Source organism: Nocardia sp. NPDC006630, assembly GCF_040611495.1.
Taxonomy (GTDB): domain Bacteria; phylum Actinomycetota; class Actinomycetes; order Mycobacteriales; family Mycobacteriaceae; genus Nocardia.
Genome location: NZ_JBEXOK010000006.1, coordinates 151,069 through 165,820 on the forward strand (window position 1 = coordinate 151,069; position 14,752 = coordinate 165,820).

The following is a 14,752-nucleotide window of genomic DNA, read 5'->3' on the forward strand; positions in this document are numbered from 1 at the left end:
ACAAGGCTTGAAAGCTTTCGAACGGAAGGGATTCCCGCATGGGTGTCAGTTTGTCCAAGGGCGGCAATGTTTCGCTGACCAAGCAGGCTCCGAACCTGACCGCCGTGGCCGTGGGGCTGGGCTGGGATGTGCGGACCACCACCGGGACCGATTTCGATCTGGACGCGAGCGCCATCGCGACCGGTGCCGACAAGAAGGTGTTGTCGGACAAGCACTTCATCTTCTTCAACAACCTGCAGTCCCCGGAGGGCACCATCGTGCACACCGGCGACAACCTCACCGGCGAGGGCGAGGGTGACGACGAGACCATCAATGTCGATCTCGCGAACACCCCGCCGACCATCGAGTCCATCGTCTTCCCGGTCTCGATCTACGACGCCGATTCGCGCGCCCAGAGCTTCGGCCAGGTCCGCAATGCCTACATCCGGGTCGTCGACCGGGCCACCAATGCCGAGCTCGCCCGCTACGACCTCAGCGAGGACGCCTCCACCGAGACCGCCATGGTCTTCGGTGAGCTGTACCGCAGCGGGGCCGAGTGGAAGTTCCGCGCCATCGGCCAGGGCTACGCCTCCGGCCTGTCGGGCATCGCGCGCGACTTCGGCGTGAACGTCTAACCGAACAAAGTCTCCACGCATCAGGGGCTCGGGCACCCGAGCCCCTGCCCTGTGCGGCTTACTGCTCTGAAAATCGAATCGATACCGGCACTACGAAAGGCCCTCTGCGGTGCGTATTTTCGGCCTCTCCATGATCGTCTCGGTGGTGGCTCTCATAGCGGCATTCGTATACGGCGGTGTCACAGGACTGGCTCTGTGCGCCATCCTGGGTGTCCTCGAAGTGTCGCTGTCGTTCGACAATGCGGTCATCAATGCCAGTGTCCTGCAACGGATGAGCGAGTTCTGGCAGAAGATCTTCCTGACCGTCGGCGTGCTCATCGCCGTCTTCGGCATGCGCCTGGTGTTCCCGCTGGGCATCGTGTGGGTCACCGCCGGCCTGGATCCGAAGCGGGCCTTCGACCTGGCGCTGAACCCGCCGGCCGACGGCGCGCTCACCTTCGCCGACGGCAGCCCCTCCTACGAGAAGCTGCTCACCGACGCGCATCCGCAGATCGCGGCCTTCGGTGGCGCGTTCCTGCTGCTGCTGTTCCTGAACTTCATTCTGGAGGAGCACGAGGTCACCTGGCTCGGCTGGCTGGAGCGGCCACTGGCCAAACTCGGCAAGCTGGACATGCTTTCGGTGGTCCTGACCCTCGGCGCCATCATCATCGCCGCGGAATTCATTGCGGACAGCGATGATCGGGGCACCGTCCTGCTGTCGGGCGTGCTGGGTGTGATCACCTACATCCTGGTGGACGGGCTCGGCTCGGTCTTCCACACCGAGGAGGAGGGCGAATCCTCCTCCGGGCCTTCCGAAGCCGTGAAGGTGGCGGGCAAGGCTGGCTTCTTCCTGTTCCTCTATCTGGAAGTGCTCGACGCCTCGTTCTCCTTCGACGGCGTGATCGGCGCGTTCGCCATCACCTCCGACCCGATCCTGATCGCCTTGGGCCTGGGCCTCATCGGCGCCATGTTCGTCCGCTCCATCACCGTATTCCTGGTCCGCAAGGGCACGCTGTCGGAGTACGTGTACCTGGAGCACGGCGCGCACTGGGCCATCGGCGCGCTGTCGATCATCCTGCTGATCTCGATCGGCGTGCACGTCAACGAGGTCGTCACCGGTCTGGTGGGTGTGGCGTTCATCGGAGCGGCGTTCATTACCAGCATCATTCGCAATCGCCGGGAAGGCGATGACGACGAGTCCAAAAGTGTGAGCACCAACGAGCCCACACCGGTCGGCTGATACCGGTTCACTGACACCGGTTCACAGCATGCGGCGCGGCGCGGCCAGATGCCTGGCCCGCCGCACCGATATGCGCGACCACACCGACTGCTGAATCGCGAGCGTGACCCAGCCCGCCAAGGCCATCCCGGCCACATTCAGCAGCAACTGCGCCACGCTCCCCCAGATGGTCGAGCCATTGCCGAAGGCCACGCCCAGCGCGATATTGCCCGCGGCGGGGACGGTGGTCACCGAGATGAAAACGCCTGCCAGGCCAACCGATTTCGACGAGGTCATGGACAGCACCCCGGCCGCGCCGGCGACCACCGCGACGATGAAGGACCACTTGTCGGGCGTGTAGATGAATGCGGTGCCGGGGCGGGGGCCGATCACATCGTCCAGGGTGATCCAGCCCAGGGCGCGGCCGATGAGCGCCAGCACGATGGTGAGTGCGATGGCGACCACAAAACCCAGCACCAGAGTGCGAATCGCCAGCTGCAGCAGGACGAAACGCCGTCGTACCAGGGCCACGCCCAATGCGGCGATGGGGCCGAATTCGGGTCCGAGCACCATGGCTCCGACCGTGAGAATCTGCGAATCCGTCACGATGGCAATGCTCGCGATGACGGTCGCCAGCGTCAGGAAGCTCAGGAACGTCCAATTGAGTTCGGTCTCGTCGTAGGACCGCTGTGTCACCTCGGCCCACACCACCGAATCGGCGCTACTGCCCGGAGTGTGCAGTTCGGCCTCGAAGCCGCTGCGCGACAACCAGGTTCCGACCTGTTCGATCTCGATACTGCCCTCCTGATGCACCTTCAGGACGCGCAGCTTGTCCACCACATCATTGGCGGCCTCCCGCGCCACCTGCGCGGTGATCACATCGCCCGGCGGCCGAATCGCGGCGCCGCGGAAAACGGCGAGCCCGGTGACCGCCTCATCGTTCTCCAGGGCGGCGAGCACGCCCTCGGTCATGGTGCCGGGAGCCATAATCCGCAGGTGCAGCATGCACACAGTCTGCCGTGCGGTCACCCGCGCGAGAGGCCACCGACACGGTCCGCGCATGAATGAACGCGGCACCCGAAGGGGTGCCGCGCTCGGTTGATCAGGCCCGCGCCAGCTGTGGCAGCGCGCCGGGCACCGTGCGGGCGGGCTGCGTCGTGGGTCCGGGCTGCGCTGTGACCCCGGGCTGCGCTGGGACCTCAGGCTGCGCAGCAGGTTCGGGCTGAGCCGGCGCGGCCGGGGCCTTGCGGGAGGCCAGCACCATGCCGATCACGCCAACGCCGAGTCCGGCAATGGTCAAGGGGTGCAGGGGTTGTGCGATGACCAGCCAGGCCAGGACCGCGGTGGTGACGGGGGTGGCGAAGAAGAGCTTGCCGACCCGGGTCGCGTCCCAGCGCCGCAGCATGGCATTGAGCAGCAGGAACGCGCCCATGGAATTCATCAGCACCATCCAGGTCAGTGAAACCCCGAACCGGCCGGGATCGCTGATGTGGAAGTCGCCGCTCAGCAGGACGAGCACTGCGGCGAAGGGCGCACTGGCCAGCTGGTGCACGGCGGTGGCGGCGCGGCTGTCCACGGTGGGGGTGAACTTCTTCTGGTACACCGTGCCGAGGCTCAGGCCGAGCAGGCCGATGACGCACAGCAGCAGGCCCATCCAGGAGAAGGCCGACTGATCACTGACGGCGAGGGCGACGCCGATGCCGCCGATGCCGAAGCCGATCCACTGCCGGCGGGTGATGTGCTCACCGAGGACACCCGAGAAGAGCGCGATGACAACGGGATTCAGGCCCTGCATCAGGGCGATCACCACGGCCGGGACATGCTCGCCCATGGCGGTGTAGAAGGCCCCGAACTGCACGATCTGCATGAGCAGTCCGGCGATGATCACATGCCGCAGTTCCCGGCCGCGCGGCCAGACCGCGTGCACCGCAAGGCCGTACAGCACCAGCAGCGGCCCGGCGAAGGCGTACCGGGCGAACAGCACCACCATCGGCGGGGCCGCGCCGACGCCGATGATTCCGACGATGAACGCGCTGCTCCACATGAGAACGAAGGCGGGCTGTGCCACACCCTCCATGAGTCGATTCTTCATCGCTACCTCTCAAGTAACCCCTTGATGTGGTTACTACCTTCCACTCCTTTCAGTAACCAGTCAAGGGGGTTATTGTGGGAAGTATGTTCACCTTCGTCAGCGGCAACCTCGCACTGGACTTCATCGGGACGGTGCAGTCCCGGCGCGCCGAGTTCACCGATCTCCTCGAGACCCCGGACGACCTGGCCGAATGGGCGGTCGAGGCCACCTTGCTCGACAACGCCCCCGCAGCCGGCCCCGCCGCACTGGCCGATGCCACACGATTGCGGGAAGCCGCCTACCGACTGGCGCTGGCCGTCACCCATGGCGAACCCTTCGGCGCACCGGATCGGCAGCTCGTGAACGACCTCGCGCGGGGCACACTTCCGGAGCTCACGGTCGAGGCCGACGGCTCGGTAAAACGCAGCGGCACAATCGAAACCGCGCTCGCCGCCATCGCTCGCTCGGCCGTCGAACTGATCGGCGGCGCGGATCGAGGGCGGATCAAGGAGTGCGGGCGCGCGGATTGCACCCGCCTGTACGTCGACACCTCACGCGCGGGTTCGCGGCGCTGGTGCGATATGACGGTGTGCGGAAACCGGGCCAAGAGTGCGGCATTCCGGGCCCGGAACACCGAAACCGACTCGCACGCCGCGCATTAGAGCGCCGAGTACGCCAGTACCGGCTGTGGAGGCTGTTCCAATTCCCTTGTCGTATCGATGATTCCGCGCGATTTCGCACGAACAAAGACGAAGAAGAACACGACCAGCAGTAGCGCGCGACCCCACACCCCGAACTGCACGACATTCTCCTGCAGATCAGCGGAACGCCCGGAGCCGAGCGCATAGAAGTAGCGGAACACCCCGATGCCGATCGCGGCATCGGCGAGCAGATACACCCCGATCAGCGACCACGGCACCTCCAGCAGCACCAGGAACGGGATCAGCCACAGCGTGTACTGCGGCGAATGCACCTTGTGCAGCAACAGGAATCCGCACAGCATGGCCCCGCTCACGCCGACCCACGGATATACGCCGGTCAGCACATAGCGCCGCCAGCCCAGCCATGCCGCCAGAACGAAGGCCGCCAGAATCAGCAGCGGCGAGGCGACCGACACCACGTCCTGGAAGGTGGCCTCACTCTGCAGCGAGTTGCCGAACAGCGGGCGCAGACCCCAGTACCAGACGGAATTGGTGGTGATATCGGCCTGCCGCAGCTCCTGGAAGGTGATCGACGCCCGCCAGCCCTGGAAACCCGCCAGCGCGAACGGCAGATTGATCAGCACCACCGTGACCACGGCCGTCGCCGCCACCGCCAGCGCGCCGCGCACATCGAAGTGCCGCGAGTGCACGCCCGGCGGCGTCTCACCACGGCACTCGACGGTCGGCTCACCGACGAGAACGTGAAGTAGTAGCGGCAGCACGAAGATTCCCGGATACAGCTTCAGGCAGAAACCGATGCCGAGCAGCACCGCGGCCGCAATTCCCCGCGCCCGCAACGAATATCGGGTCATGGTGGTCACCACGTAGACCGCGCCGACCGCCGTGCACACCACCGGCAGCTCCCAATTGTGGAAGGCGTACAGGATCAGCGGCGGTCCGGCCGCCCACAGCAGTGCGGCCCGGCCGGCCAGCTTGCCCAGCATGTAGGCGGTCAGCAGCGCGAAAGGCGCCAGCAGCAGCGCCGAATGCAGCAGGAAGGCGGCGTCATTGTCGGCGCCGATGGCACCCAGCCACATGAAAAGCCCACTGAGCACCGGGTATTCGACGGCGCCGCCGGTCAGCGCGCCGTCCGGGGTGATGCCGCCGGAGAGATAGGGGAAGACGTGCTCGTTGATATCGCGGCCCAGCCAGAGGAACTGGATATCCGAATAACAGACGTGCGAATCCTTGATGGTGTCGAAGATCGTGCTGCGACCCGACTCGTCGAACGGAGCTCCCGCACACCGCGCCTTGTTGAAGTAGGCGACCAGTAGTGTGACGGCACACACCAATACCGAGATGATCGCCAGCTGAGAACGCTCCGCGTCCTCCCCGCGGCCGGCGACCGGCACAGTGGTGACGGGTCGGTTCGACATGGCCCCCACCCTAGGGGCCACGCCCGGTCAGCGGCTTCCTTTGGTCGGCGAGCAGGTGGATTTCGCTGCTCAGAGCAGGTCATGTAGCCTTGGCGGGTTGCTGACGCAACGAACCCTCCTGCCATGGATCGTCCATGGCCGTTTAAGCCCATAGGAGGTGATGAGGTCCGTGCGTCATTATGAAGTGATGGTTATCCTCGATCCGAGCCTGGACGAGCGCACCGTTGGCCCGAACCTGAACACCATGCTCGGCGTGGTTGGTCAGGAAGGCGGCAAGGTCGACAACGTCGACATCTGGGGCAAGCGTCGTCTCGCTTACGAGATCGCCAAGCAGGCCGAAGGCATCTACGCGGTGGTCAAGCTGACCGCCGAGTCCGCCACGGTCAGCGAACTCGATCGCCAGCTGGGACTGAACGAGTCGGTGCTGCGCACCAAGGTGCTGCGGCTCGGCAAGAAGTAGGTCCTGTCCTCCCGCATGTGCGCTCACACAGCGTCGGTCTGTATCTCTAGGCTGACTGCCAACAGGCGAGTGCACTGCGGACTGCACCGGATATAGCAGGAGGAACCATGGCAGCAGGCGACACGGTCATCACCGTCATCGGAAACTTGACGGCTGACCCCGAGCTTCGATTCACGCCCGCGGGAGCGGCCGTCGCGAACTTCACGGTCGCGTCGACTCCCCGTGTGTTCGACCGTAATACCAATGAATGGAAAGACGGCGAAGCGCTTTTCTTGCGCTGCAACATCTGGCGAGAAGCTGCGGAAAATGTCGCCGAGAGCCTGACCCGTGGATCTCGGGTGATCGTGAGTGGACGGCTGAAGCAGCGCTCCTATGAAACCCGCGAGGGTGAGAAGCGCACAGTCGTCGAACTCGAGGTCGAAGAGGTCGGTCCGTCCCTGAAGTACGCGACCGCGAAGATCAACAAAACCACCCGTGGCGGTGGCGGCGGAGGTTTCGCGGGCGGCGGCGGCGCTCCCCAGGGGGGCGGCGGTCAGGGCGGCGGCGGAGGTTTCTCCGGCGGCGGTGCAAACAGTGGCAGTGGCGGAGGTCGTGGCGGCCAGAGTGCCGGCGACGACCCGTGGGGCAGTGCGCCCGCGGCCGGCTCCTTCGGGGGCGGGCAGCAGATGGACGATGAACCGCCGTTCTAGACAACGGCATTCGCAGGGAGCCACCGGCTCCCCCAGGATTACGGAGTAAAACCCATGGCCAAAGCACCGGCACGCGAGAAGGTGCTGAAGAAGAAGGCTTGCGCCTTCTGCAAGGAAGCAAAGACCGGCAGCGTCAACATCGACTACAAGGACACCGCGCTGCTGCGCAAGTACGTGTCCGATCGCGGCAAGATCCGCGCACGTCGTGTGACCGGCAACTGCGTGCAGCACCAGCGCGACATTGCCGTAGCCGTCAAGAACTCCCGTGAGGTGGCTCTGCTGCCTTACGTGTCCACGGCTCGCTGAGAAGGGAAGACACAGCAATGAAGTTGATCCTGACTGCTGATGTTGACAACCTCGGTGCGCCCGGCGACACCGTTGAGGTCAAGGACGGTTACGGCCGTAACTTCCTGCTCCCCCGCGGACTGGCGATTTCCGCCACCCGCGGTGCCGAGAAGCAGGTTGCGGGCATCCGTCGTGCCCAGGACGCGCGCAAGGTGCGCGACCTGGATCACGCCAACGAGCTGAAGCAGGCCATCGAAGGCCTGACGGGCGTGGCGCTGTCGGTGAAGACCGCCGGCACCGGCAAGCTCTTCGGTTCGGTCACCACCGCCGACGTCGCGGCAGCCATCAAGGTTGCCGGCGGCCCGGTCGTCGACAAGCGCAGCATCGAGCTGCCGAAGGCTCACATCAAGAGCACCGGCAAGCACAATGTCGTGGTGCACCTGCACCCCGATGTGGCTGCCAAGTTCGACCTGCAGGTCAACGGCGCCGAGTAATTCGGCCCGAGAGCGGAGGCCATCTTCGCACCTAGGTGCGTGGGTGGCCTCCGATTCTGTCTGTCCGGTATAGGTTTGCCAGGTATTGCCTATTTCGCCTCGCGAGTTGTGCTCGTGGGGCATCGCCATGCGTGCTTCGGAGTGTTCGCCCGGGGTGTGTATGACAAAGCAAACCAACCATTCGCATTGTGTAGCAGGTCACATGCCTGACGAATGCCGTTCACTCAACACGCCCGAAGGTGGACGTCCAGCGACACGCCGGACCAATTTGATCCACAGTTGCGTTCACTGAGAAATGGCCCACTACCTGGGTGTTGATGGACCCGGCCGATTGTTGTCCCCACGTTATGCACAGGGGGTGCACAACGGTTGGTGAACAACACCCACTTTGTCCACAGGTGTATCCACAGCTCGGTTTGGCGGGTGCCTGTCCGGTCGCCTAGGTTCGCATCATTGTCGTGACCACAGCCCCGGGGACGGCACGATTCCCGACACCCACCACACGGCACCACCGGTTTGCCGATATCCGCCGGTAGCGACGCGTCGCTGCCCGAAAGTGTCGGTGCACAGGCGTAGAAACGGTGATGTCGCATCCGGGCCGGACGAGAGAGGACGGTCGACATGGCAGTCGTCGACGATCGCGGCCACGATGAGCACGGACCTTCGGAGTACCGCGAAGCGCCCGGTGAGGATTTCGGCCGCCAGCCTCCGCACGATATGGCCGCGGAGCAGTCGGTGCTGGGCGGCATGCTGCTGTCCAAGGACGCCATTGCCGATGTCATCGAGGTCATCCGCCCCGGCGATTTCTACCGTCCCGCGCACCAGGCCATCTACGACGCCATCCTGGATCTCTACGGCCGCGGCGAACCCGCCGACCCGGTGACCGTCTCCGCCACCCTCGACCGTCGCGGCGAACTCAAGCGCATCGGCGGACCCCCCTACCTCGTCACCCTGACCCAAACGGTCCCCACCGCGGCCAATGCCGGCTACTACGCCGAAATCGTTGCGGAGAAGGCGATCCTGCGCCGCCTGGTCGAAGCCGGCACCCGCATCGTCCAGTACGGCTACGCCGGCGCCGACGGCCAGGACGTGGCCGAAGTCGTAGACCGCGCCCAAGCCGAACTCTACGAAGTCACCGAACGCCGCTCCAGCGAAGACTTCCTCCCCCTGGAAGAACTCCTCCAGCCCACGATGGACGAAATCGACTCCATCGCCAGCCGCGGCGGCATCTCCCTCGGCGTCCCCACCGGCTTCACCGAACTCGACGAGTTGACGAACGGCCTGCACCCCGGCCAGATGATCATCGTCGCGGCTCGACCTGGTGTGGGCAAATCGACCCTGGGAATGGATTTCATGCGGAGTTGCTCGATCAAGAATGGCTTGGCGAGCGTTATCTTCTCCCTGGAAATGAGCCGCACGGAAATTGTCATGCGCCTACTATCGGCCGAGGCGAAAATCAAACTCGCCGATATGCGTTCGGGTCGCATGAGCGACGACGATTGGACACGGCTGGCCCGGCGCATGAGCGAAATCAGTGAGGCCCCGCTCTTCGTGGATGATTCACCGAACCTCACCATGATGGAGATCCGCGCCAAGGCCCGACGCCTCAAACAGCGCAATGACATCCGCCTCATCGTGGTCGACTACCTGCAGCTCATGAGCTCGGGCAAGAAGGTCGAATCCCGCCAGCAAGAAGTCTCGGAATTCTCCCGAAGCCTTAAACTGATGGCGAAGGAATTGGAAGTTCCGGTTATTGCCATCAGTCAGTTGAACCGTGGTCCAGAACAGCGAACCGATAAGCGGCCGATGGTTTCCGATCTTCGCGAATCGGGCTCGCTCGAACAGGATGCGGACATGGTTATCCTCTTGCATCGCCCCGATGCATTCGAAAGAGATGACCCCCGCGGCGGCGAAGCCGACCTCATTGTCGGTAAACATCGAAATGGTCCTACTGCCACTATTACCGTGGCACATCAGCTACACCTGAGCCGGTTCGTCGATATGGCTCGCGGCTGATCGCACGCACCAGTCATGCGTGCCACGAACTCCTGAGTTACCTCATCGGGTGACGCGAGACCGCCGTGTCCGAATGTGACAGGGAATCGTCATTGCGGACATGTGGTGCCTTGGAGAGGATGGGTGCATGCCCACTCCGCATCGTGTTGTCATCGCGGTCTTTCCTGATGTCGATCTGCTTGATGTCACTGGTCCGGCTGAGGTGTTTGCGCTGGCCAACAGTGAGAGTGGGGGGCGGGAGCTGTATGAGGTTCGGTTGGCTGGGCCGGTGGCGGGGGTTGTTCGGACTTCGGCTGGGGTGCGGCTGCTGACCGATGTGGCGTTTGGTGAGGTCGGCGCGCGGGTGGACACCATGCTGGTGCCCGGAGCTGTCGATCTGACCGAGCATGGACCTGTCGCTCGGATCGATGCTGACGTTGTGGAGTGGGTGCGGGTTACTGCGCCGCATGCTCGGCGGGTGGCTTCGGTGTGTGTGGGTGCGCATGTGCTGGCAGCGGCGGGATTGCTGGATGGGAAGACGGCTACTACGCATTGGTCGACGGCTGCTCAGCTGGCTTTCGACCATCCGGCGGTGACTGTTGATCCGGATCCGATTTTCGTGCGGGCCGATCGGGGGCGGTTGTGGACGGGGGCGGGGATCAGTGCCTGTTTGGATTTGGCGTTGGCGCTGGTTGCGGAGGATCACGGTGAGGAGTTGGCGTTGGGGGTTGCCCGGCAGCTCGTCATGTATCTCAAGCGGCAGGGTGGGCAGAGTCAGTTCTCGGTGCCGATGAGTCGGCCTGCCTCCGGTCGGCGGGACATCGATGAACTGCGGCTGTGGATTGCCGAGCATCTCGACGAGGACCTGGCTGCGCCTGTGCTGGCTGCTCGAATGTGCTTGAGCGAGAGGCACTTTGCGCGGGTGTTCAAGCATGAGACCGGTACTTCGTCCACCAACTATGTGGAAGCGGCGCGGGTGGAGGCTGCGCGCCGGCTTCTGGAGAGCACCGACCTTCGGCTGGATCAGGTTGCGGCGGTTGCGGGTTTCGGCGCTGCCGAGACGCTGCACCGCGCCTTCCAGCGGCAGCTTGCCACCACCCCGGCCGCCTATCGCCGCCGGTTCCGAACTCAGCCTGCCTGAAATTACCTGTCTCACTGAGCATCTCGCACGGATACGTGCGCGATGCGGATTCGCTGTACCCAATTTCCCTAGGAGAGGACCCCTGATGAGCACAACCGCCCCGTCCACGAGCCTGCGCGATGTGATCGGCCTGGACAATCAGCCGCCGCGCCTGAGCGAGTCGGCGTTGATCCTGATCGATTATCAGAACACCTATCGCACCGGCGTGATGGCTCTGGAAGGCGCCGAGGAAGCGCTCGCGGCGGGCGCGAAGCTGCTGGAACGCGCACGGGCCGCGGGCATTCCGGTTATCCACATCCTCAACGACGGCGGCGTGGACACCCCGTACGACATTCGCGCCCGGATCGGCGCCATCAGCGACGAGGTCGCCCCGCTGCCCGGAGAAGCGGTGGTGATCAAGGAGTTCCCCGACTCCTTCCACGCGACCGAACTTCGGAAAGTACTGCAGGACTTGAACATTGCCCCGGGCGGCGATCTGCTGCTCGCCGGTTTCATGACCCATATGTGCGTCACGTTCACCGCCCAGGGCGCGTTCAACCTCGGCTACCGGCCGACCGTCGTCGCCGAGACCACGGCGACGCGCGCGCTCACCGCGCCGGATGGCAGCGTCCTGCCCGCCTCCGCCCTGCAGGCCGCGAGTCTGACGACGATCACCGATCTGTTCGGCACGGTCGTCCCGACGGTCGATGCCATCCCGAACTGACTGCGGTCAGCCGATACTGGCGGAGAGATCGGGAAGCATCCGATACGCCTCGTCCTGCCAGTTGTTCCACGCGTGGATCCCGTATTCGGGGAACGAGTAGGTGACATTGGCGGCGCCGAGGGTGGCCATGCGGACCTGGAACGCGCGGGTATTCGCCAGCGCCAGCGCTTCCAGGGCCATACCGTTCACGGTGCCCATATTCGGGCCGTCGTTGGCGGTGGGGCGGCCGCTGGCCGCGGCCACGTAGACGCGAGTGTTGTTGGCGACCAACTGCGGGGCGAAGACGAAGGGATCCATGCGCAGCCATTGCGGACCCCACGGCGGAGCCATGGAGTCGACGTTGTAGCCGCCGGCGTCGATCATGGCCAGGCGGATGGCTTCGCGCATTCCGGGTGCGGAGATATTGAGGTAGCCGGAGTACGAACCGGCGAAGCTGAATTGATCAGGGTGGTAGGCGGCGAGCGTGAGGGCGGCACTGCCACCCATCGACAGGCCGAAGATGCCGTTGCGAGTGGGATTGAAGCCCAGGCGATCTCGCAGGGCCGAGCGCAGGTCCTGGGTCAGGAAGGTTTCCCAGGTGTAGCGGTAGCTCTTACCTGGTCCGCCCGAAAGCGAGTCGGTGGCACCGGATCCGGTGTTCGCCGAGCCGGTTCCCGCTGGGATGCCGAAGAATTCGCTGGGCGCGTTCCAGTCGGTGTAGAAGCTGGACTGACCACCCACCGGCATGACCACATTGATATTCCAGCTCGCCAGGGTTTCGGCGACATTCGTCTCGATCTCCCAGCCGTTGAGTCCTTCACCGGCGCGCATACCGTCGAGCGCGTACACGACACGGTTGGTATTGCCGTCCGCGGCGCGCAATACGCGAGTCTTGATGGGCCCCATGGCGGGTGAGTCGACCCAGAAGTCGAAGGCGGCCGGATTGAATGCCGCTGAGGCCTTCGCGCCGCCGAGGGCGACCATCCCCAGGGGCGCGACCAGCGCCAATGCCATCATCAGTACCGTCCGCCGGAGCCAGCTCCCGGTGGACTCGGACGAATTCGATCTACCGCGAAGCGATCTCAACGATCGGTTCCTCTCGTTCGAGCGGTCACAACACCGCAGGACTGTCCGGAACCGGTCCCCGAACCGGTACAAGCGGGCGTGCGAACAGCGGCAGTTGCTGTCCTCACGCCCGCTCGAAGTACCTATCGCTCACGAACGAGAATTCGTTGCTAGAAAATAGCCACACAATTATGTGATGCGGCGCACGTCCAGCCGATCACCGCGGACACTCAATGCGCGCGCAGCATGCGACCTGCGGCATCGACGGCAGGCGTGGAACTACCTGCGTCGTTGATGAATACGGCGAAGGCGAGATCGCCGGAGATCCCCACGAACCAGCCGTGCGCATGTTTGTCATCGATGAATTCGGCGGTGCCGGTCTTGCCGAGCAGGCCCGGAATATCGGCCAGCTGAGTCGCGGTCCCGCCGGTAATCGTCTCTCGCATCATGGTTTTCACCTGATCCGCGATCGTCGGCGGCAGCGCGGGCGGCACCTTGCCGGGTACCCCTGGACGCCCCTGTACGAGCGCCGGATTCGGCGGCGACCCGTGCGCCAGCGCGGCGGCGACCATGGCCATACCGAAGGGACTCGCGGTGACCTGCCCCTGCCCGATGCCCTCCTCCACGCGGAGCGCGGCGGTATCGGCACTGGGAACCTTGCCGGTGACGGTGGTCAGCGCGGGTGTCGTGTAGTCGACGCCCAGGCCGAGCTGCATGGCCGCGGTGGTGAGCGCGTCGGGAGCGAGATTCACCGCCAGCCGCCCCATGGTGGTGTTGCAGGATTTGGCGAAGGCGGTGTGCAGCGGGACCTGTCCGAGGTCGAAGTTGTTGTCATTGGGGATCTGCCGGCCCTCGATGTTCTCGGTGCCGGGGCAGGCGAGCACGGTATCCGGGGTGACCGCACCCGATTGCAGGGCCGCGGAAACAGTGACCGTCTTGAAGGTCGACCCGGGCGGGTAGAGCCCGGTGAGAGCGAGTGGCCCCTGATCGTCGGCCGGGCCGTTCTGTGCGATGGCCAGCACGTTTCCGGTGGACGGCTGCAGCGCGACGATCGCCGCGGCCTGCGGGATCGGCACCAGCGCCGCCTCGGCGGCATGCTGCAGCGCCGGGTCCAGCGTGGTGTGAATATCGGTGACGGCCTTGGCATCCTGGCCGCCGACGCGCTGGGTGCTGCCGTCGGTGCCACGGGCCCGCACGGCCCAGCCGGCCGCGGCGTCGGCATCCTGCTGCCAGAGGTCGGAGAGCCCGGACCACACCGGCGAGGAGAGAGATTTATCGGTGGTGAGCAGGCGCGTCTGCGGCGCCAGCGTGACATTCGGCAGCGCGGCGAGCGCATCCTGAATGGGCGCGATATCAGCCGGTCGCAGGGTCACGGCGGTGATCGGTTTACCTTGCGCGCCAGCCAGTTCCGAGGTCAGCGAGGCAGCGGTGACATCGGGAGCGGCCGTATGCAGCAGTCCGGCCACGGCCGCGGTATCCGCGCCGGGCGCGAGATTCACCAGCGTGACGATCTGCTGGCTCATGAATTCGCCGCCGGTGCTGTCGAGCACCCGGGCCGCGGGCGCCGGGGCGACGGGCCCGTAGGACAGCGGCCCGATATCGAGCCCGGGCGCGACGGTGGCCGGATTCCAGTGCACCTTCCACCCGTCACCGGTGTCATCGAGCGTGCCGGTGGTGGAGTACGTCCACTCGTTGTGGCCGTCCTTGCCCAGTTTCCAATCGGCGGCGAGGGTGAAGGTGCCACCGGCGTCGGTCTTCTGAACATTGCTGACCTGGTATTTAACCTGTTTGCCGAGTGCGTCGTAGAGCCCGCCGAGACTGTCGGTGGCCTGCTTCGCATCGGTGGTCGCTCCGGCCGCGGCGGCGACATCATCGCGGGTGAGCGCATCGGCGAAACCGTTCGCCGCCTGCTTCATTCGATCGGCCGTCGAGTCGCCGCTGGAGCAGGCCGTCAGGGCCAGTCCCGATGCGATAACCATTC

At 65.0% G+C, this 14,752-nt stretch carries 15 protein-coding genes; 10 read left to right on the forward strand and 5 right to left on the reverse strand.

Going from position 1 to position 14,752, the window contains the following annotated elements:
* Nucleotides 1-38: 38 nt before the first annotated feature.
* Together ABZX86_RS18975 and ABZX86_RS18980 are read left to right on the forward strand one after the other, a co-directional pair.
* Nucleotides 39-614, forward strand: coding sequence for a TerD family protein (locus tag ABZX86_RS18975; protein ID WP_327142829.1), 576 nt, complete (start codon nt 39-41; stop codon nt 612-614).
* 109 nt (nt 615-723) lie between these two features.
* On the forward strand, nt 724-1,833 hold the full coding sequence (locus tag ABZX86_RS18980) for a DUF475 domain-containing protein (RefSeq protein ID WP_355125105.1): 1,110 nt from the start codon (nt 724-726) through the stop codon (nt 1,831-1,833).
* A 21-nt stretch (nt 1,834-1,854) separates the two neighbouring features.
* Here ABZX86_RS18980 and ABZX86_RS18985 read toward each other — a convergent pair whose 3' ends face one another.
* Entirely contained in the window at nt 1,855-2,817 is a 963-nt protein-coding gene (locus ABZX86_RS18985) for a DUF389 domain-containing protein (RefSeq protein WP_355125107.1), read from the reverse strand.
* A 97-nt stretch (nt 2,818-2,914) separates the two neighbouring features.
* A complete protein-coding gene (locus ABZX86_RS18990) occupies nt 2,915-3,904 on the reverse strand; it encodes a DMT family transporter (RefSeq protein WP_355125109.1) in 990 nt (329 codons plus the stop codon).
* A gap of 83 nt (nt 3,905-3,987) precedes the next feature.
* Between ABZX86_RS18990 and ABZX86_RS18995 the strand changes: the two genes are divergently transcribed.
* Nucleotides 3,988-4,545, forward strand: coding sequence for an ABATE domain-containing protein (locus ABZX86_RS18995; RefSeq protein ID WP_355125111.1), 558 nt, complete (start codon nt 3,988-3,990; stop codon nt 4,543-4,545).
* On the opposite strand, the gene ABZX86_RS19000 is transcribed toward ABZX86_RS18995, so the two are convergent.
* Nucleotides 4,542-5,960 (reverse strand): hypothetical protein, encoded by a 1,419-nt coding sequence (locus ABZX86_RS19000; protein WP_355125113.1) that lies wholly within the window; start codon nt 5,958-5,960, stop codon nt 4,542-4,544. The two genes, ABZX86_RS18995 and ABZX86_RS19000, sit on opposite strands and share 4 nt — an antisense overlap.
* 169 nt (nt 5,961-6,129) lie before the next feature.
* Here ABZX86_RS19000 and rpsF point away from each other — a divergent pair, with 169 nt between their 5' ends.
* The 7 genes from rpsF to ABZX86_RS19035 all read left to right on the forward strand — a co-directional run bounded on the left by rpsF (nt 6,130) and on the right by ABZX86_RS19035 (nt 11,727).
* A complete protein-coding gene (gene rpsF / locus ABZX86_RS19005; RefSeq protein ID WP_297614012.1) occupies nt 6,130-6,420 on the forward strand; it encodes a 30S ribosomal protein S6 in 291 nt (96 codons plus the stop codon).
* Nucleotides 6,421-6,527: 107 nt separating this feature from the next.
* A complete protein-coding gene (locus tag ABZX86_RS19010; protein WP_327142834.1) occupies nt 6,528-7,109 on the forward strand; it encodes a single-stranded DNA-binding protein in 582 nt (193 codons plus the stop codon).
* Between the two features lie 54 nt (nt 7,110-7,163).
* Nucleotides 7,164-7,415, forward strand: a complete 252-nt coding sequence (gene rpsR, locus ABZX86_RS19015) for a 30S ribosomal protein S18 (RefSeq protein ID WP_297614015.1) — start codon at nt 7,164-7,166, stop codon at nt 7,413-7,415.
* 17 nt (nt 7,416-7,432) lie between these two features.
* Nucleotides 7,433-7,888, forward strand: a complete 456-nt coding sequence (gene rplI, locus ABZX86_RS19020) for a 50S ribosomal protein L9 (protein ID WP_327142835.1) — start codon at nt 7,433-7,435, stop codon at nt 7,886-7,888.
* A 621-nt stretch (nt 7,889-8,509) separates the two neighbouring features.
* Nucleotides 8,510-9,904 carry a replicative DNA helicase gene (gene dnaB, locus ABZX86_RS19025; RefSeq protein ID WP_327142836.1) on the forward strand — a complete coding sequence of 465 codons (1,395 nt, stop codon included), beginning with the start codon at nt 8,510-8,512 and terminating at the stop codon, nt 9,902-9,904.
* Nucleotides 9,905-10,031: 127 nt separating this feature from the next.
* Nucleotides 10,032-11,024, forward strand: coding sequence for a helix-turn-helix domain-containing protein (locus ABZX86_RS19030; protein WP_355125116.1), 993 nt, complete (start codon nt 10,032-10,034; stop codon nt 11,022-11,024).
* 85 nt (nt 11,025-11,109) lie between these two features.
* Nucleotides 11,110-11,727 carry an isochorismatase family protein gene (locus tag ABZX86_RS19035; protein WP_355125118.1) on the forward strand — a complete coding sequence of 206 codons (618 nt, stop codon included), beginning with the start codon at nt 11,110-11,112 and terminating at the stop codon, nt 11,725-11,727.
* 6 nt (nt 11,728-11,733) lie between these two features.
* Here ABZX86_RS19035 and ABZX86_RS19040 read toward each other — a convergent pair whose 3' ends face one another.
* A complete protein-coding gene (locus ABZX86_RS19040) occupies nt 11,734-12,723 on the reverse strand; it encodes an alpha/beta hydrolase family protein (RefSeq protein ID WP_355125120.1) in 990 nt (329 codons plus the stop codon).
* Between the two features lie 278 nt (nt 12,724-13,001).
* Nucleotides 13,002-14,750, reverse strand: coding sequence for a penicillin-binding transpeptidase domain-containing protein (locus ABZX86_RS19045; protein ID WP_355125122.1), 1,749 nt, complete (start codon nt 14,748-14,750; stop codon nt 13,002-13,004).
* Between the last annotated feature and the right edge of the window lie 2 nt (nt 14,751-14,752).